Origin of the sequence: Archangium minus, assembly GCF_044360475.1 — a bacterium.
Classification (GTDB): Bacteria; Myxococcota; Myxococcia; order Myxococcales; family Myxococcaceae; genus Archangium; species Archangium minus.
Genome location: NZ_CP043494.1, coordinates 5,843,192 through 5,860,560 on the forward strand (window position 1 = coordinate 5,843,192; position 17,369 = coordinate 5,860,560).

Annotated in this window: 16 protein-coding genes; 4 read left to right on the forward strand and 12 right to left on the reverse strand. The window is 67.7% G+C overall.

Annotated elements, in window-relative coordinates; translation table 11 throughout:
- Nucleotides 1–20 precede the first annotated feature (20 nt).
- Entirely contained in the window at nt 21–1,307 is a 1,287-nt protein-coding gene (locus F0U60_RS23965) for an amidohydrolase family protein (protein ID WP_395823655.1), read from the forward strand.
- Here F0U60_RS23965 and F0U60_RS23970 read toward each other — a convergent pair.
- Entirely contained in the window at nt 1,256–1,981 is a 726-nt protein-coding gene (locus F0U60_RS23970; protein WP_395823657.1) for an ArsR/SmtB family transcription factor, read from the reverse strand. The two genes, F0U60_RS23965 and F0U60_RS23970, sit on opposite strands and share 52 nt — an antisense overlap.
- 75 nt (nt 1,982–2,056) lie before the next feature.
- On the opposite strand from F0U60_RS23970, the gene F0U60_RS23975 reads away from it, so the two are divergent.
- Complete coding sequence (locus F0U60_RS23975) at nt 2,057–2,659, forward strand: O-methyltransferase (RefSeq protein ID WP_395823659.1); 603 nt, start codon at nt 2,057–2,059, stop codon at nt 2,657–2,659.
- Between the two features lie 4 nt (nt 2,660–2,663).
- Here F0U60_RS23975 and F0U60_RS23980 read toward each other — a convergent pair whose 3' ends face one another.
- Genes F0U60_RS23980 through F0U60_RS24000 form a run of 5 tightly spaced genes read right to left on the reverse strand, consistent with a single transcriptional unit; the run spans nt 2,664 to nt 7,893 of the window.
- Nucleotides 2,664–3,620, reverse strand: a complete 957-nt coding sequence (locus F0U60_RS23980) for a hypothetical protein (RefSeq protein ID WP_395823661.1) — start codon at nt 3,618–3,620, stop codon at nt 2,664–2,666.
- Nucleotides 3,621–3,637: 17 nt separating this feature from the next.
- The gene (locus F0U60_RS23985) at nt 3,638–4,165 is read right to left on the reverse strand and encodes an RBBP9/YdeN family alpha/beta hydrolase (RefSeq protein ID WP_395823663.1); all 528 of its coding nucleotides are present in this window, start codon (nt 4,163–4,165) and stop codon (nt 3,638–3,640) included.
- Between the two features lie 24 nt (nt 4,166–4,189).
- Nucleotides 4,190–5,872, reverse strand: a complete 1,683-nt coding sequence (locus F0U60_RS23990; protein ID WP_395823665.1) for an MXAN_5453 family MXYO-CTERM-anchored protein — start codon at nt 5,870–5,872, stop codon at nt 4,190–4,192.
- Nucleotides 5,873–5,897: 25 nt separating this feature from the next.
- Entirely contained in the window at nt 5,898–6,641 is a 744-nt protein-coding gene (locus F0U60_RS23995; protein ID WP_395823667.1) for a class I SAM-dependent methyltransferase, read from the reverse strand.
- Nucleotides 6,642–6,666: 25 nt separating this feature from the next.
- The gene (locus tag F0U60_RS24000) at nt 6,667–7,893 is read right to left on the reverse strand and encodes an MFS transporter (protein ID WP_395823669.1); all 1,227 of its coding nucleotides are present in this window, start codon (nt 7,891–7,893) and stop codon (nt 6,667–6,669) included.
- A 139-nt stretch (nt 7,894–8,032) separates the two neighbouring features.
- On the opposite strand from F0U60_RS24000, the gene F0U60_RS24005 reads away from it, so the two are divergent.
- Nucleotides 8,033–8,959 carry a VOC family protein gene (locus F0U60_RS24005; protein ID WP_395823671.1) on the forward strand — a complete coding sequence of 309 codons (927 nt, stop codon included), beginning with the start codon at nt 8,033–8,035 and terminating at the stop codon, nt 8,957–8,959.
- A 71-nt stretch (nt 8,960–9,030) separates the two neighbouring features.
- Here F0U60_RS24005 and F0U60_RS24010 read toward each other — a convergent pair whose 3' ends face one another.
- On the reverse strand, nt 9,031–10,239 hold the full coding sequence (locus F0U60_RS24010; RefSeq protein ID WP_395823673.1) for an MFS transporter: 1,209 nt from the start codon (nt 10,237–10,239) through the stop codon (nt 9,031–9,033).
- Between the two features lie 98 nt (nt 10,240–10,337).
- On the opposite strand from F0U60_RS24010, the gene F0U60_RS24015 reads away from it, so the two are divergent.
- Complete coding sequence (locus F0U60_RS24015) at nt 10,338–10,910, forward strand: hypothetical protein (RefSeq protein ID WP_395823675.1); 573 nt, start codon at nt 10,338–10,340, stop codon at nt 10,908–10,910.
- Nucleotides 10,911–10,933: 23 nt separating this feature from the next.
- On the opposite strand, the gene F0U60_RS24020 is transcribed toward F0U60_RS24015, so the two are convergent.
- The 5 genes from F0U60_RS24020 to ppk1 form a co-directional block, all read right to left on the reverse strand.
- Complete coding sequence (locus F0U60_RS24020) at nt 10,934–12,736, reverse strand: tyrosinase family protein (protein WP_395823677.1); 1,803 nt, start codon at nt 12,734–12,736, stop codon at nt 10,934–10,936.
- Nucleotides 12,733–13,434 (reverse strand): YebC/PmpR family DNA-binding transcriptional regulator, encoded by a 702-nt coding sequence (locus F0U60_RS24025; RefSeq protein WP_395823679.1) that lies wholly within the window; start codon nt 13,432–13,434, stop codon nt 12,733–12,735. The genes F0U60_RS24020 and F0U60_RS24025 overlap by 4 nt, the downstream gene beginning before the upstream one ends.
- A 123-nt stretch (nt 13,435–13,557) precedes the next feature.
- Complete coding sequence (locus F0U60_RS24030; protein WP_395823681.1) at nt 13,558–14,061, reverse strand: type IV pilin protein; 504 nt, start codon at nt 14,059–14,061, stop codon at nt 13,558–13,560.
- Nucleotides 14,062–14,105: 44 nt separating this feature from the next.
- Entirely contained in the window at nt 14,106–14,936 is an 831-nt protein-coding gene (locus F0U60_RS24035; protein ID WP_395823683.1) for a hypothetical protein, read from the reverse strand.
- Nucleotides 14,937–15,195: 259 nt separating this feature from the next.
- A complete protein-coding gene (gene ppk1 / locus F0U60_RS24040) occupies nt 15,196–17,355 on the reverse strand; it encodes a polyphosphate kinase 1 (RefSeq protein WP_395823685.1) in 2,160 nt (719 codons plus the stop codon).
- Between the last annotated feature and the right edge of the window lie 14 nt (nt 17,356–17,369).

Consider the following 17,369-nt stretch of genomic DNA (forward strand, 5'->3'; position numbering starts at 1 on the left):
ACCTCGGAAGGTAGGAGCGCATGGATTGGAAGGTGTTGTTCGTCGCTGGAGCGGTGGGTCTCGTAGGGTGCAGGACGCCCGCTAGCTCCGAGCGGATCGCGGACCCAGAAGTGCCCACCCTGGCGCTCGTTGGAGGCACGGTCTACCCGTCCCCGGAGGCAACTCCCATCCCGGAGGGGGTCGTGCTGATCTCCGCGGGGCGGATCTCCGCGGTGGGGCCCCGGTCGGAGGTGGAGATTCCAGCGGGGGCGACCGTCCTCGACACCTCGGGGCAGACGCTGCTGGCCGGGTTCTGGAACAGCCATGTCCACTTCACCGAACCATGGGGGCAGGAGTCGGCGACCCAACCCGCGCCCGTGCTCGAGCAGCACCTGCGGAACATGCTGCTGCGCCACGGTTTCGTCCATGTCGTGGATACCGGCTCGTTCCCGGAGGCCACGCTGGCGCTGCGGCGGCGCATCGAGGCTGGCGAGCTGGCCGGTCCCAGCATCATCACCGCGGGTGCCCCGCTGGCCCCCGTGGATGGCACACCTTGGTACGTTCCGGTGAAGCTGCCGGAGCTCCGGACGCCGGAGCAGGCCAAGGCGATCGTGAAGGAGCAGCTCGCGGGCGGCACGGATGCCATCAAGCTCTTCACCGCCTCCCTCACGGCCCATAAACCCTATCCGGTGATGCCGCTCGCCATCGTCCAAGCGGTGACCGAGGAAGCGCATGCGCACGGCAAGCCCGTCTTCGCGCACCCGACGAACGTGGCGGGGCTGAGCGCGGCTGTGGAAGGAGGCGTGGACGTGGTGGTGCATACGGCGCCGATGGCCGGCCCGCTGCCGGACTCCCTCCACGAGGCCATGGTGCGCCGGAAGGTGGCGCTCGTGCCGACGCTCTCCCTGTTCGAGTGGGAGCTGAAGCGAGCCAACGAGGAGCCCGCCGTGCTCGAGCGCTTCACCCAGGCGGGAGCCGAGCAGGTCCGCCACCACGCCCGGCTCGGAGGCCGCATCCTCTTTGGCACGGACGTGGGCTACATGACCGACGACGATCCACGACGAGAGTACACCCTGCTGCGGGAGGCGGGGCTCGACCTGCGCGACATCCTGGCGAGCCTGACCACGAACCCCGCGACGCAGTTCGGTCAGGACTCGAGGACGGGCCGGCTCGCGCCGGGGCTTGATGCGGATGTGGTGGTCATCGACGGAGACCCATCCCGAGACATCGAGGCGCTCGCCAAGGTGCGCCTGGTGTTGAGACAGGGGAAGCTCGTCTACCGGTCGTCTCCAATACCGAGCTCCTTGGCTAGGCCGACCGCCCCGTGAGCCGTCAGACGCAGCGTCCGCCCTCGGGGTATCTTCTTGAACCAGCCCAGCTCCAGCAGACGCGAGGTCAAGGCCTCCCCGACACAACCCCCCAGGTGTGAACGCTCCTCGGTCCAATCCGGGCACGCAGTTGCGAAGTCGCTCGCGTTCGGGCGGGCCTCGTGCACCGCGATGCCCAAGGTCTCCATCCAGGCCTGACCGGCGCTCGTGAGGGCGAATCCTCGCTGACGCCGTCGGAGGAATCCGCGTTGGAGCAACGCCTCGGTGACGGCGACTCCGACCTCTCCAGCGAGGTGGTGATGACAGAGCCTCGCGCGACGGAAGGCCCTGCGTACCGGCTCCAGGGCCAGCCGCTGACGAGTGACGGCGGGAGTGGGGGAGAGGCTCGCAACGGCAACGAGCGTATCGGCCACGCGGCCACTGGCGAGGCGGAAGAGGCGGTCGCGCCCTTCCTGTTTCACGGTCAGCAGGCCGCCCTCGACAAGCTTCGCCAGGTGGGTGCTGGCGGTCTGGGGGGTGATCCGAGCAGCCCGGGCGAGCGCTCCTGCCGAGCGGGGATCGCCATCGAGAAGCGCGAGCAGCATGGCGGCCCGGCTCGAGTCACCCAGCAGGGCGCCGATCCTCGCCACCTCATGGCGTGCGGCGGGAAAGGCGGGGTTCGGATCGATCGACATGCGGCGAATATAGCTGGTGCGTCATTTCGATGAGCACCGAAGCATTGTGAGCCAGGTGTGGGCTATGTCTCGGCCATGTCCATCTCGTATCCCCCAGGCCTGCGCGAACTGCTGGAAGAGCTCGAAACTTTCGGTGAGCACAACGACGCGACCACCACGGATCGCGCATCGAGGATGCTCAACATCACGCCTGACACGGGCGCGTTCCTCGCGGTGCTCGTGCGCTCGATGGCCGCCCGAAACATCCTGGAGATCGGTACCTCGAATGGCTACTCCACGGTGTGGCTCGCGTCGGCGGCCGCGGCGGTGGGCGGCCGGGTCACGACGATCGACGTGGAGGCCCGGAAGACGCAGCTCGCGGTCCACAACCTCCGCCGGGCCGGCTTGGAGGACACAGTGGAGCTGCTCACGGGTGACGCGGGCGACCTGCTGGCTCGCGGTGCCGCCGAGCGCTGGGATCTCATCTTCCTCGACGCTGACCGCAAGCCGTACGCGACGTGGTGGCCCGACCTGTGGCGCGGGTTGCGAGCCAACGGGCTACTCGTGGTGGACAACGCCATCAGTCATGAGGCGGAGATGGAGCCGCTGGTCGAACGGATCCGCCAGCAGCCAGGCGCAACGCACGTCCTGGTCCCCGTGGGCAAGGGCGAGCTCCTGGTGCTCAAGGCCACGACCTGAGCGATCACCAGGGAATCTCGTTCACGTCGAGCTGATACCAGTGGGTGCCGACGATGGCATGGAGGACGGAGCCTCGGCCGACGATGGTGCCGGTCGAGAGCGGCTCACCGTTGGGGAGCAGCAGGGAGATTTCCCGAGCCTTCGTGAGTGACTCGGGGCCGAGACGTTGGATGACGCAGCGGCTTCGCTTTTCCTGATAGCCACCCCAGAGGAGCACATGGCTGCGGGAGACCGCCAGTGCACTGGCTCCCGAGATCTTGTTCGTCCAGCCTCGAGTCGAGCGATCCTGTGCGATGCGAACCACTGGGAAGTCGGTGTAGTAACAGAGCCAGGTCGCGTCCTCGGAGACATTCAAGGCATAGCAATCCGCCATGGAGTCCATGCCCGCGGGAGCCGTGAAGTTCCAGAGGACCTGTCCCTGCTGTCCGAAGCAGACGAGGCCCGGCGCACCGAGGGGGTTGCTCCATCCGAAGTTCCCGAAGACGCCTTCGTCGAAATAGGAGACCCAGATTTCCCCATGGGGCGAAGCCTGGATGTCCTGGATGCCATCGCCCAACGTCATCTGATGGGTCAGCTCGCCTTCGGGTGTGTACAGCGCGGCGTTGAGCTCGGCACGTCCCTTGGAGTAGAGGCAGCGAGACCCGGCGACGAGGACGTGGCCCGTGCCGAGTATCTGGATGAAGGGGAAGGCAAAGGGCACAGCTGGCAACTCGGTCCGATGAACGGAGAGGCCGTCGTATTTGAAAGCCACGGCCTTGTAGGGCCGCTCCGCTCTCGTTCGGGGGAAGGAGGAGCCACTCGGGTTCACGTCGCGGACGAAGGGGACTCTCGCTTCGTTGACGTCCGTCGCCAGAAGATTGGCGGAGCCATCGGGTCCGATGGAGGCAACGATGATCTGCAGGTCGCCGAGAAATTCGGAGAAGTCGCCATGAAGGGTGAATGTGAATGAAGGGACGGTCATGGATTCTCTTCCCTGGCTCATAGGAACTCGCGGAGCAGCGCCTGCCCGCGAGGCCACTCACCCAGACCGGAGGCGGAGTTGATGTGCCCTGCCTGGCCCACGTCCACCAGCTGGCTGCCCCAGTCGCGAGCCATTTGCTCAGAGCGCTCGAAGGAGGCGAAGGGATCGTCCCTCGATGCGACGAGGATGGAGCGGAAGGGCAGAGGTTGGCGCGGTACGGGGGCGAAGGTGCGGCAGGCCTCGGGAAGGGCGGGGTTGTCGAGATCCGGAGGCGCCACCAGAAGCGCGCCCTGGACGGGCCGGCGGAAGCGAGCCGCCCAGTGCGCCACGGTGCTCCCCCCGAGCGAGTGGGCGACCAGCACGGGAGGCGTGGCGCAGGTGGCGATCGCCGCATCGAGCGCGGCCACCCACTCCTCGACTGTGGGGTATTCCCAGTCACGTTGCTGAACCCGGAGCGCTCCCGGAAGGAGTCGCTCCCAGTGGCTCTGCCAGTGCTGCGGGCCGGAGTTGCTGTAGCCAGGAATGATGAGCAGGGGCACGGACATGGGCCGATGATAGCCCGGGTCGTGCTACCCCTTCAGTCTGGCGGAGGACCTGTTCTTCCTGGAGACCAGCAAGCCGAGGAGGAGCCACGGCCAGAGCGCCACGGGTGACGTCGACTGACAACCACAGCCGGTGTCCGGAGCCGGGACTTGAGGTCCCTGAGAGCCCGCGTCGGGCGCACCCGTGCCAGCGTCCGGCTCAACGGGTCCTGCATCGGGCGAACCCGGACCCGCATCAGGCTCTCCAGGGCCTGCATCAGGCTCTCCAGGGCCTGCATCAGGCTCTCCTGAGCCAGCGTCGGGCGAACCCGGACCCGCGTCAGGCTCACCTGGGCCGGCATCGGGCTCACCCGGGCCGGCGTCCGGTTCTCCTGTGCCTGCATCGGGTTCACCCGTGCCCGCGTCGGGCAGGTCAGGGGCCAGTGAGGACAGCGCGACGTACACCGCGGTCCCCCATTCCTCCTGGTCGTTATCCGGTGGTGCCAGACCGGCGGCGAAGGAGACATCTCCGCGCTCGTTGATCTGTCCCGACCCGGCGAACACGGGGTTGGAGGGCGTCTCCTGATCCACGCGCGCCTCGCCGAGATCGGAGGGGACGATGTCATGCTCGGTCACGACGCGCTTCATCGACGCGCCATCGCTCACCCACACCGCACGCAGGCCGTCGCTGTCGATGGCCCGGAAGACGGCCAGGCCCCTGTCATTGAGGTCCGGGGGAAAGTACTCCATCGTCTGGATGCGCTCCTGTCCCTCCTGTGCGAGGACCTTCAAGCCAGTGCCGTCCCATAGCCAGAGCGTGACGGGGTTCTTCCCCGTGGTGGGATCCTTCGGCGTCGCTCTTCCCAGAAAGGCCACCTGCCCCTTGTTGTTGAGGGCTGGTGCCACCGGCGCGAATTGGTAGATGGGAGAGGCCGGTTCCAACCCGTGTGACGCCGCAACGAGCTGCGAGCTCCCGTCCGCATTCCAGATTCGCAGCTCCTGGGCGTACTCCGAAGAGCTCGTGGTGAGATCCGCCACTCCGACGATCTGGCCGCGATCGTTGAGGTTGGGAGAGTAGAGGAACTTGTAGGGGCTCTTGCCATCAACGGCCTGCTCCTTGGCCACGATGGTCGCCTTGAACTCACCATTCTCGGGCGACACCAGGGCATGGATGCGGCCCAGGCCGCCGAACATGGCCCGGAAACCGATCTGCCCTGCCTCGTTGATCGTCACGCTCGACCAACTGGTGGCGCCCAGGGGCTCGCGAATGATGCGGACCTCGTCCGGTGCCGACACGTTCAACAGGTAGATGCCGCTTTTGGCGGCATCACTCGTACCCGTGACGCTGAAGGCGAGCTCTCCCGCCGTGTTGATGCTTGGGTCTCCCGAGAGCACGTCGGTGCCGAGATCGGGGAGTTGGTAGAGGGGCTTGCCCTGGCCATCTCCGCCCCACCAGACGCTGGAGCGTTCTTCGGGAGTGATCGCCAGCCGGAAGGCCACCTTCCGCTCGGACGTGATGGGAATCTGCAGGCTTCCCGCGAGGAGGTTGCCCGGCGCCATGTTGTAGGCGCCGCTCCTGTTTCCCAGCATGTTGGTCCGCGCCTGGAGTTGCAGCGTGTAGTCCGGCAGCTCGGCCTGGGCGGACCCCGCGAGCAGGAGACTCCCCAGCACCACCCCCACCCCATGGAGTCCGACCCGACTCCGTCGCTTCTTCCACGTGTCTTCTCTCATGGAGAAGTGGGTACCACGTCTGGCGCTAACCGGGGCGGTACTCGTGGATCCAGACGCGCTCAAAGCCCCAGGTGAAGAGCACCCAATGGCGTGAGACCGTGATGAAGCCGGGCGCTTCCAGGGGCCGCGTCACCGTGAGGATGCGCGTGCCAGGCGCGCAGGTGCGCAGACGCTCGATGACGCGGGCCTTCGTGTCGGGGCTGAGGCACGTCCAGGCCAGGTAGACGTGGGTGGCATCGCCGAGGTCCTGCTGCGTGGCGTCCCCCACCTGCAGGGAAATGCCGGCCTTCCGCATGGCGCCGGACACGCTGGCCACGTGCCGCTCCAGCAGGTCCACCCCGCGCGCCTCGGCTCCCAGCCACCTCGCGCCGAGCAGCGCACGCCCTCGGCCGGCCACGACATCCACCAGCCGCCCGCCGCGTCTGAGCCCCGCCCGGTGGAAGATCCACACAGCGGTGGCCACCGGCGTCTCGCCGTACACCAGCTCGCGCATGTCCTGTCCGCTGGCCTTCAGCACCCGCACCACCTCGAAGCTGGCCCCCAGGCGATAGGGCGAGCGGAGGAACTCTGCCAGCCACACGCGCAGGTAGGGCCCGAGCAGCCTCGGGCGAAACAGCAGCAGCAGCACGTCCAGTGCCCGGGTGACGAAGCTGATGAGCAGCACGGTCATCCGGATGACGATCATTTCCCAGGGCGACGCATCGAAACCCATCGAGGTGTCGACGCGCTTTGTCTTGCCTTCGGGAAGTGACCAGTCCTTCTCGTCCATCTGCTCTCCGTCCCCCAAGCTTGCCTCATCCTGCCCCGGGTGGGGGGCGCTGCTTTCCGAGGCCCTCGTGTTTCAACAGCGCACCGAGCGCCGCGGCGATGAGCGCCACGAGCGCTCCCGCGGCGAAGGGCGCGCTGGTGCCCAGGGATGAATAGAGCGCACCGCTGGCCACGGGTCCTACGGTACGCGCGAGCCCGCCCGAGGACTGTGCAAGCCCGAGGGTCAGTCCCTGCAGGGAGGGGTTGGCCGCCTGGGAGGCGAGGCTGGAGAGGAGGGGCTGGGTGAAGCCGAGCCCTGTGCCGAGCACGGCCAGGGCCCCGACGAGGGCGACGGGGTGCTCCGCGAGGCTCACGCCCAGCATGCCGGCAGAGAGCAGCAGCGTGCCGAGAATCAACAGGCGCACCTCGCCCACGGCTTTCGACAGCGGGCCGATGAGCACGCCCTGGATGAGGAGCCCCAGCCCGCCCTGCATGGCGAAGACGTAGCCCACCTCCTTCGCTTTCCAGCCGAAGCGGGCCTGCGCGAGCAGGGCGAGGGCCACCTGGAGCGTCGTCATGGCGAGGAAGACGAGGAAGTAGAGCAGCAGCACGAGCTTCAGCGCACGCGGCCGAGGCGACTCCCGGAGCACGCTCAGCCGGGACCGGGGCTTCGCGGTGGAGCGGGCCGAGAGAGGGTGCGTCTCAGGCATGGCCAGCAGCACCCCGATCGACCCCAGGAGCGCGAGCGCTCCCGCCGCGAGCGGAGGGAGCCATGCGCCCCACTGCGAGAACATCCCCCCAATCATGGGCCCCATGACAAGCCCCAATCCGATGCCGGCTCCCACCCGGCCCATGGCTCGCGCACGGGTTTCGGACGTGGAGATGTCGGCGAGGGAGGCCTGGCACGCCGCGAGGTTGCCCGCGGTGGCGCCCGCGAGGATGCGCGAGACGAAGAGGAGCGGCAGCAGGCGCTGGTAGCTGGCCAGGGCGAAGAGGCCCATGGCGACCGCGTTGGCCGCGAGGCTGAACAGGATGATGGGCCGACGGCCGTACCGGTCCGAGAACCTCCCGAGGACGGGGGTCGCGAGGAGCTGGGTGAACGAGAAGCAGCCGAGGAGTACACCCACGGTACGCGCCGAGCCGCCCATGGACTGGACGTAGAAGGGCAGGAGCGGGATGACGATGCCGAAGCCCACCAGGTCGAGGAACACCGTGACGAAGACGAGCGCCTCAACCCGGCCGAGGAGGCGCGGGGAGGCTTCTGGGGGGTTCAAGGTGCGGGCCACCATGCTCCACTCTGTATAGTTACCCGCCACGGTGCTGGCGCGGGTGGGGTCGATTTGTTCAGTCTGTAGCGCAAGTGTGTTGGGCGCTCGACCCGAAATCTCGACCAGATAGGGTGGGGATTCATCTATGACGGGTTCGGAATCCGCTGCTGCGCTATTCCGGTGCTGCGAGCACCTCACCGTGCGTGTCGCGCCCGGACACCTGGACAAGGTCTTCGACTTCTTTACCCGGACGCTGGGTCTGCCCTCTCCGTGGATGTCCCGGAATGGGTCGTTCACGAGCGCGGGAGTGGCGCTCGGCAATGTTCCCCTCGAGTTCCTCCAGATGGGCCCGCCGCGCCCGGGGACGCCTCCGGTCAGGCTGTTCGGCCTGGCCCTGGAGCCGACGCTCCCCATCGACGAGGTTCCGAAGGCGCTTCGGGCGCGCGGTATCCGAGCCGGGGGGGCTATCCCCATGCAGGAGCAGGTGGAGGCTGGCTCGCTGCGGACGCTCTGGAAGAACGTCTACTTCGATGATCTCGGGGGCTCGAGCCTCTGGCTCCAGCTCTTCCTGGTGATGACGCGCCGGAAGCCGCGTACCGTGCGCAAGCCCCAACAACTCCGGGGCGCGCTGGCGTGGAGGTTCTTCAACCGGACGTTCACCAAGGGGATGTTGTCCGCGGTGGAGTACATGTCGCCCGAAGAGGGCCACCTTCGGCGCATGGAGCGGCTCCTCGGTGAGACACCGGGTCCGCTCGGTCCCCTGGGCATCCTCGGAGTCGACGAGGTCGTCATGATGTCCCGGGAGCCCCGGCGGGTGCTCCGCGCGTGGAGCGCGATCCTCGCGCCTGTCACGCCCACGGAGGCCGGGCGCTTCGAGTTCGAGCGGGGGCCGGCTCTGCGGGTGATCTCAGGGCAGGCGGAGCGTTTGGACGAGCTCGTTCTAAGGGTTCAATCGTTGGACACAGCGCGGGTGTTCCTCGCCGAGCGCAAGCTCCTCGGCTCGCAGGCCACGGGCCGGCTGTCGATCGATCCCGCGGCGAGCTCCGGGCTGAGAATCTCGCTCATCGCGTGAGTCCGTGGATGTCCCCTCTCCCTCTGGGAGAGGGCGAGGGTGAGGGTATTTCCTTCCCTGTGTGACGGACTTCAACCCTTGGCGGGAGGCTCGGGTGTCACCATCTCGGTGACCAGGTGCCGCTCCTCGATGCGAGAGCCCGCCGCGAGCGCGATGAGCCCCGTCCCCAGTACGGCCATCGTCCAGGACAGCGACCACTCGGCAAGCAACCCGATGAGCGGGTTGATCACCACGATCGCCAGCGTGCGCACCATCGAGACGAAGGAGAGCACCGTGGCCCGTCGCTCGGACGGAATGTGGTGGTTGATATAGGCGCTGAAGAGGGGGATGCGCGGCAGGCTGAAGGTAAAGCCCACGATGATCCCCACGATGACGAGCGGCAGCCACCGCGTGGTGGCGAGGAGGAGGAAGCTCACGCCGGAGACGACGGTGGCCGCGAGCAGGAGCCGCCGCATCGAGCCCACCCACCGTTCAATCCGCGCGACGTTGCCGAGGAAGACGATCTGCCCGACGCACGACAGGGCATGAATCACCCCGTAGAACCGCAGGGGCAGCCCGCCGCGTTCGAGCAACGGCTGGAACAGCCAGATGAGCCCCCAGGCGAGCGCGTTGGTCACGGCGAGCTCGAAGGCGAGCAGCCGGACCACCTTGTGGCCGAGGAAGTACCGCCCGCCCTCGGTGAGGATGCGCGCGTAGGAGGTCCGCGTCTTCCGCTCCCGGCCCGTATCCGGGGGCTCGCGCAGGGTGAGGGAGAGCAGGAATGCGAGGGCGGAGGGGAACACGTAGGCCCGCATGGGGGCGCTCAGGCCGTAGGCGCTCGCGATGAAGCCACCGGTGATGGTCGCGGTGATGATGCCGCCGAGCTTGAAGGACTCCATGCGGCCGAGGACGTGCGCGGCCCGCTCGGTCTGCCCCTCCGCCTTGAGGCTGTCATAGGCGAGCGCCTCGTCGGCTCCGGAGTGGAGCGTGTAAGCGATGGCGAAGATGGCCTCCGCGGCCATGAACACCGGGAAGGACGGCTTGGACACGTAGAGGAGGGCCGCACCGACGCCCACCAGGCTGCCGAGGGCCAGCGACACCTTGCGGCCCAGGAAGTCCGCCACGGTTCCGGTGGGGACCTCGAAGAGGAAGTTGCAGAGGAAGAACCAGGCGTTGAGGAACAGCACCTGGGCCAGAGAGATGCCTCCCCAGTCCGTGTAGAACGGGACGAGCACCGCGGAGAAGAACTGCATCCAGAACAGCATCCGGATGGCTTGGAGCTTCCAGATGTTGGAACCCATGTGGCCTCTATACTCGGAGTGAAGGGGGAGGGGCGTGGTGTTCGGACGCCGAGCAGCGGAGTGGACTGACGTGAGCTGCCCCCGGGTTTGGTGGCACGATGACACTCATGATCCGGAAGATGTTTCTGCTGTGCATGTGCCTCGCGCTGGCCGCCTGTGCTGGGTCCTCCGCGTCCCAGCGCGGGGATGCGGCCCCGGGCCTGGCCTTCAAGTCCTCGCTGGCAGTGCTGCTCGAGAACCGTGCCGAGCTGGCCCTCACCCCCGAGCAGGTGGACCGCTTCGAGAAGATGGACTTCACCCTCCACGAGAAGAACATCGTGCTCCAGCACGAGCTCGAGGCGCTGCAGGCCCAGCAGAAGAAAGGCAACCGTCCCTGGCACGGGGGCTATATGGGCGGCGGGCAGCATGACCTCCACGGGGGGAAGGGCGGCTCGACGAGCGCCCCTCCCGAGGAGGAGCAGGCGAGGCTCCAGCGTCGCGAGCGGCTGGAGCGCATCGAGTCCACGCTGCGCCAGATGCAGGACAACGACTCCGAGGCCTATGTCCAGGCGGAGAAGCTGCTGACGGACACGCAGAAGCCCCGGGCGCGCGAGCTCTTCTCTCAGGAGCGCGAGAAGCTGCTCAAGCAGTTCAAGGCCATGCACTTCCAGATTCGCAAGGGCGACTACTGAGCAGCTCGGACTGCCTGAGCGGCTCAGGAGACGTGGGTAATCCAGATGTTGCGCGTGGCGACATGGGGCAGCGAGAGCAGATCCGCGATGCGCTGTCCCGGGGGGAAGGGCCGGTCGAACGGATAGCCGCTCACGAGCTCCTGCTCCGCGTGGGTGAGCATCACCATGAACCGGAAGAGCATGCCCTCGCGTCGGCCGCGCGGCAGCAGGAGGTTGGCGGGCCAGCCGCGCTCGCGCACCACGGGGGAGAGGTTCGCGGGCCGGAAGATGACGGCCTGCGCCGAGGGCCGCAGCGTGTGGTCGAAGCGGTCCATCTCCATCCACATCCGGCGATCCTCGGCGAACGCATCCGCCGCGAGGTAGATGCGCACCGTCACCTTCTGCTCGCGAGGCAGCAGGTTCTCCACCCGCAGCACGTAGTGGAACGCGTCGTGCTCGAGGCGCGGCTTGAGGAGCTCCCGTCCGTCTGGGAGTCGCACCGGGTGCTGCGCCATGCGGGTGCGCAGCGTATGCGTGCTCGAGCGGAAGGACGGAGGAGGACTGGTCCAGTAGTCGCCGCCGAAGGTCTCCTCGCTCCAGCGTTGCCCGTCGAAATCCGGTGACGCCGCCCCGGGGATGTCCTGGTCGAAGCACAGGAGGATGTCCGGGCTCTGGTGCAACGGTGCCACCCCATCGCCGAGCCACTTGCGCACCAGCACCTGGGGTCCATCAGACAGCTCATGCGGCGGCAGGTGGGTGCTCTGCCAGGTGTCGAGAATGTCGTCCACGTGGCGGTGCCAGCGGTAGAAGAGCGGATCTCTCGCCGCAGTGGCCGGAGAGGCCATGACCCCGGGGAAGCCCGACCTGTCGCGAGGGCCCGTCAGGCAGGCGAGGAGCACGTGCCCCAGGTTGTGGTGTGAGCCATAGGCGCCGAGCGGATCCGCCCACGCCTCGCCATCCACGGAGCCCATGTTGGACTCGGCGGTGTCGGCGAGCTGCTCGAGGTCCTCGATGAAGAGGGGCGTAGAGCCTTGCCACAGCAGCCCGGAGGAGGCCGCGGTGAAGAGCCGGTCGCGGCGCATGGCGTGGTCCGTGACGTCGTAGCCGGGGAATCCCCTCGGGCTCAGTCCGGGTGGCCGGGGCGCGAAGCCGGGGAGCCGGGCGTCATAGCCCTCGTTGATGGGGGAGGCGTAGTCCTGCAGGGGCTCGACGCGGGGCATGCCGAACGCCAGCCGCTCCGTGTCGTAGCGGGCCAGCACCTGCTGGTGCACGTACCAGAACTGCTCCCCCCGCTGAGCCTGGAGGAGGCGTCGCTGCGGCTGCGTGGGGTCTGGATACCCGGTCGCCGGGTGCAGCACCTGCCACGTGTCGAAGTGCTCGTTGAGCCCCGTGTCCTCGCGGAAGTAGTCGAGCCAGATCTCCGCGCCGGGCGTCCCCGGGTTGCCCCTGCGGGGAAGCTCCGGACGCAGCGAGGGCGCCACCAGGTGCGGAGCACGCTCGTGCAGGGGCGGTACGGGCAGGTGGCGGCCCTCGGGGTGGTGGGCGATGAAGACGCGCAGCGCGTACTTCACCCACTCGGGGTCCCCTTGTTGGATGCGCTGCTCCGCCTCGTCGAGCACCGCCGCCAGTCCCTCTTCTCCGGGCCGCGCGTTGGCCAGCCCCATGAAGCGGGCCGCCAGGGACACCGCCTGTTTGAGGTGGGAGGGCAGGAAGGGGAGGAAGCGATGGGCGGAGGAGGGGGGCTCGAGTGGCGCGAGCTCCCCCCGAGGCGTCATCGGCAGGGCGGCCGGTGGAGACTCCCGGCACAGCAGGGCCCGGGTTCGGGCATGCAGCTCCGAGAGGCTCACTTGAGGCCGACGTAGATGTTCTGAACGTCGTCGTCCTCGTCCATCGCCTCGAGGAACGACTCGACCTCGGTCCGGGCCTCACCCTCGAGGTGCACCGGGTTCTTGGCGATCCACGCGAGGTTCTGCGAGCTCACCGTCCAGCCCAGGCCCGCCAGCGCCTTGCTCACGGCGTCGAGCTCAGTGGGGTTCGTGAGGAAGCGGGTGGCACCTTCCTCCGCGGCCTCGAGGTCCTGCGCGCCCGCCTCGATGGCGGCGGTCTCGGCATCGGCGCCCCCCTCGGGCGGCGTGGCCTCGATGACGCCCAGGCGGTTGAAGTCCCAGGACACCGCGCCGCTGCTCGCGAGCTGGCCCTTGCGGAACAGCACCCGGATGTTGGTGGCGGTGCGGTTCTTGTTCTCCGTGAGGCACTCGACGATGACAGGCACCTGGTGCGGGGCGAAGCCCTCGTAGGTCACCAGCTCGTAGTTCACGGGCTCATCCAGCAGGCCGGCGCCCTTCTTGATGGCACGCTCGAGCGTGTCACGGGGCATCGAGTTCTTCTTCGCCTGCTCCATCGCCATGCGCAGGCGGGGGTTGCTGCTCGGGTCGGGACCACCGGCCTTGGCGGCGACGATGATCTCCTTGACCAGCTTCGTGAACAGCCGACCCTTCGCGGCCGCATGCTCGGTGCGGCCCTTTTGCTTCCATTGAGCGCCCATGGGGAGCGCTCCTACCTCATTCCGGGTCGGGGTTCACCAATTCAAGGGGCAGGGAGTCCACGAGCCAGCGAGCAACTGGACGGAACTCCCTCCCCAGGGTGACCCAGCGACCGGACGAGGGCCTTAGAACCAGCCGCCTTCCTCCTTCTCGGAGTGCCGCTGCCACATGCCGTTCTGGAGCTTGTACTCGATGGACTTGATGTTGACGTTGTCGTCGCGATCCAGGTCGGCCTTGGCCATCACCACGATCGTATCGGGTCCGGTGCTGATCACCTGGTAGCGGTAGTAGAGCAGACCATCGGGACCCCAGCCCAGGTCCGCCCAGTGACCCAGGCCCATCTCAAAGGCCTGCTTGCTGCCGTCCGCCTCGTGCGTCGGGTTCCACGGCAAGTCGGGCGTGTCTCCGCCCGGGAACTTTCCACCGTGCGAGGCGGTGTACTCGTTCAGCACGCGCATGATGGAGCTCATCATCATCTCGCGCTCGGCCTGCTTCGTGCGCAGCAGGATGTTCTGGAACTCCGGCAGGGCCACCGTGGCGAGAAGGCCGATGATGCAGACGACGATCATCAACTCGATCAGGGTAAAGCCCCGCCGCGCGCGGACGGAGTGCAGCATTCGATTCGCCATGACAGGCCTCCTTCGAGGAGACAGGAAGGGAAGGATCTTGGAGCTCACGGAGTGGTATTGCCGGCGGTGACCGGGGTGTTCGACGACGGAGTGAGGAGATAGCTGCCCTGGCCCAGTGGCTTCACCTGCATGCCATTGGCCTCCTGCTGCTTGAGCCAGGCCTGCTGCTCCGGGGTGAGCGCACCCGTGCGCGTCGACTGCATCATCAGCGTCCCGTTGGTCTGGTGGGGGATGATCACCGTGCTGGGAGGCGCGCCCGGGTAGGAGGACTGCTGCTGCCGCTGGTTGTTCCGCGTCAGGTTGACGCCGTGATACGCGCCCACCGCGATCACCACCACGGCCAAGGCGGCATACATCAGCTTCTGCGACTTGCCCTGGGCCTGCTGCTCCGCGGGCGTCTCCGGCTGGAACGTCACCTTGCCCGTGTTGGTGTGCTTCTTCGGAGCCGCGTGGACAGGCGCGGAAGGGGCTTCCTGGTTCGACGCCGCCTTCACGCTGCTGGAGAAGTCGACGGCCTCCTGGGTCAGCGTCTCCCAGGTGCGATCGATGGCGAGTGCCAGGTCCGGCGAGGCCGGGTTCGCGGCGCGCAGTGCCTCCAGGACTCCGTCTACCTCGGCGAGCAGCGCGTTGAGCGCCACCTCATCCACCTTGCCACCCGCGGTCAGCAGCAGATCCTGCGCCGCCGCCAGACGCCAGCGCACCGCCACCGCATCGCGCAGGCTATCGGCCAGTCCGTCGTCCCGGAGCGCCTCCCGCTCGGGCAGGGTGAGCTTCTCCTGGAGCCGGCGGGCACTGGGCAGCGACACCACCAGCGTCCGCTGGCCCCGTAGCACCTCCAGTGCCTGCGTCTGAGACGGCACATTGCCGGGCCACATCGCGGGCTGCTCCAACTTCTTGGAGGCAGGCGGGGCATGCTCCGGTACAGCGAACTCGCTCACATCCGAAGTGGGGGGGGGTTGGGTTTCCTGATCGTTTGTCATGGGCCCACGCGGGTTGACGGCACGCCCATCATCCGACTGGTGAGGCCCTCAACACAATGCATAGCGCAGCCCGGTGCCGGGTGGGTCTGACACCCACGAGCTTGAAGATCGTGTCCGGGTGAATGCTTGCAGTTGCAATAAAAAGAGCCAGCGCTCAGGGCAGCGGCCGACCGCTGCTGGCCTGGGCCATGCGGACCGCACGCTCCATCAACTCGCCCTGGACCCAGCGCTTCTCGCCCTCGGGTGAGCGGCGCTTCCACGTCCCGTTCGCGTCGAGCACCCACGCGTGGGTGTTGTCCGAGAGGCCCCGCTCGAGCAGATCCCGGATCTGAGCGAGCAGCTGGGCATCCTCCACGGGCGTGAGGGCCTCCACGCGGTGGTCCAGGTTGCGGGGCATGAGGTCCGCCGAGCCGATGTAGCAGCGCGTCTCACCGCCGCGCTCGAAGAGGTAGATGCGCGAGTGCTCGAGGAAGCGGCCAAGCGTGGAGACGACGCGGATGTTCTCAGAGACGCCGGGGACCTGGGGGCGCAGGCAGCAGATGCCTCGCACGTTGAGGTCCACCTTCACGCCGGCGCGCGAGGCGTCGTAGAGGGCGCGGATCATCGCCGGATCCACCAGCGCGTTCATCTTCATCTGGATGCGCGAGGGGCGCTCGGCCGAGTGCGCGTCAAGGGTGCGGCGGATCTCCTGGAGCAGGCCCTCGCGCATGTTGATGGGGGCCACCAGCAGCTTGCGGAAGGACTTGGGGCGGGCGAAGCCGGTGAGGAAGTTGAAGAGGTCCGCCACGTCCGCGCCGATCTCCGGGTCCGTGGTGAAGAGCCCGAGGTCCGTGTAGAGCCGAGCCGTCTTCGAGTTGTAATTGCCAGTGCCCACGTGGACGTAGTGGCGCACCCGCTCGCCCTCGCGGCGGACGATGAGGATGGCCTTGGCGTGCGTCTTGAGCCCGGGGATGCCGTAGACGACGTGCACCCCCGCCTCTTCCAGCGCGAGCGCCCACTGGATGTTGGTGCGCTCATCGAAGCGCGCCTTGAGCTCCACCATGCACACCGCCTGCTTGCCGCGCTCCGTGGCTCGGATGAGCGCGGGCACCAGCGGGGACTTGTCCGACGTGCGATAGACAGTCTGCTTGATGGCCAGCACGTCCGGGTCTTCCACCGCCTCCGTGACGAAGCGCTCCACCGAGGTGGTGAAGGACTCGTAGGGGTGGTGAACGAGCAGAGCTCCCCGGCGCATGGCCGACATCACTGTGCCGACCTCTCCGCCGTCGCCCTCGGCCTTCAGGCGGGGCTGGGTGACGGGGGTCCACGGGGGATCCCTCAACTCGGCAAAGCCCGGTGTGGACACCACGGACATGAGATCCGACAGGTCCAACAGGCCCTGCTCCTCGTAGAGCTGCCGAGGCTCCAGGGCGAGCGCCTCCATGAGGGGCTCGAGCATCTTGGGGCTCATCCCCGCCTGCACCTCCAGGCGGATGACGTCGCCGAAGCGGCGCTGGCGGAGCTCCGTCTGGACGGCCACCAGCAGATCTTCGGCATCCTCGGAGACGGTGAAGTCCGCATCGCGGGTGACGCGGAACAGCCCTCGGTCGAGCACCTCCATGCCAGGGAAGAGCGCGTCCAGGTGGTGGGCGATGATGTCCTCGAGCGGGACGAAGGACGTCCCCCCCTTGAGCGGGACGAAGCGCGGCAGCAGCTCCTTGGGGACCTTCACCCGCGCCACGTTCTCCAGCTCCGTCACCGGGTCGCGCAGCAGCACCGCCAGACTCAGGGAGAGGTTGGAGATGTACGGAAAGTGTCGCCCCAGACCGATGGCCAGCGGGGTGAGCACGGGGAAGATCTGCTCGCGGAAGCGCTGCTCCACCTGAGCCCGCCCGTCCGCGTCCAGGTCCTTCATACAGAGGATGCGCAGCCCCTTCTCCGAGAGCGCGGGGCGGAGCTGGTTCTCGAAGCAGTCGGCATGGCGCCGACCCTGCTCGAGGATGCGCTCATGGAGCTTGTCGAGCGTCTCGCCCGGGGTGGCGCCATCCGGCACCAGCCGGGCCACGCGGCCGCGCACCTGCTCGTGCAGCCGCGCCACGCGAATCATGAAGAACTCATCCAGGTTGCGGGCGTAGATGGAGCAGAACTTCACGCGCTCCATCAGCGGCACCGCTGGATCCTCGGCCAGCTGAAGCACCCGGTTGTTGAAGGCGAGCCAGGACAGCTCCCGGTTGAAGAAGAGGTCGCTGTCCGGCACGTCCGTTCCCTGAGGGATGACGTCCCGCTCTAGGGGCTTGCTGGTGGTACTCCGGGTCGAGGATGCACGCTTGGACATATCCGCTCTCTTGG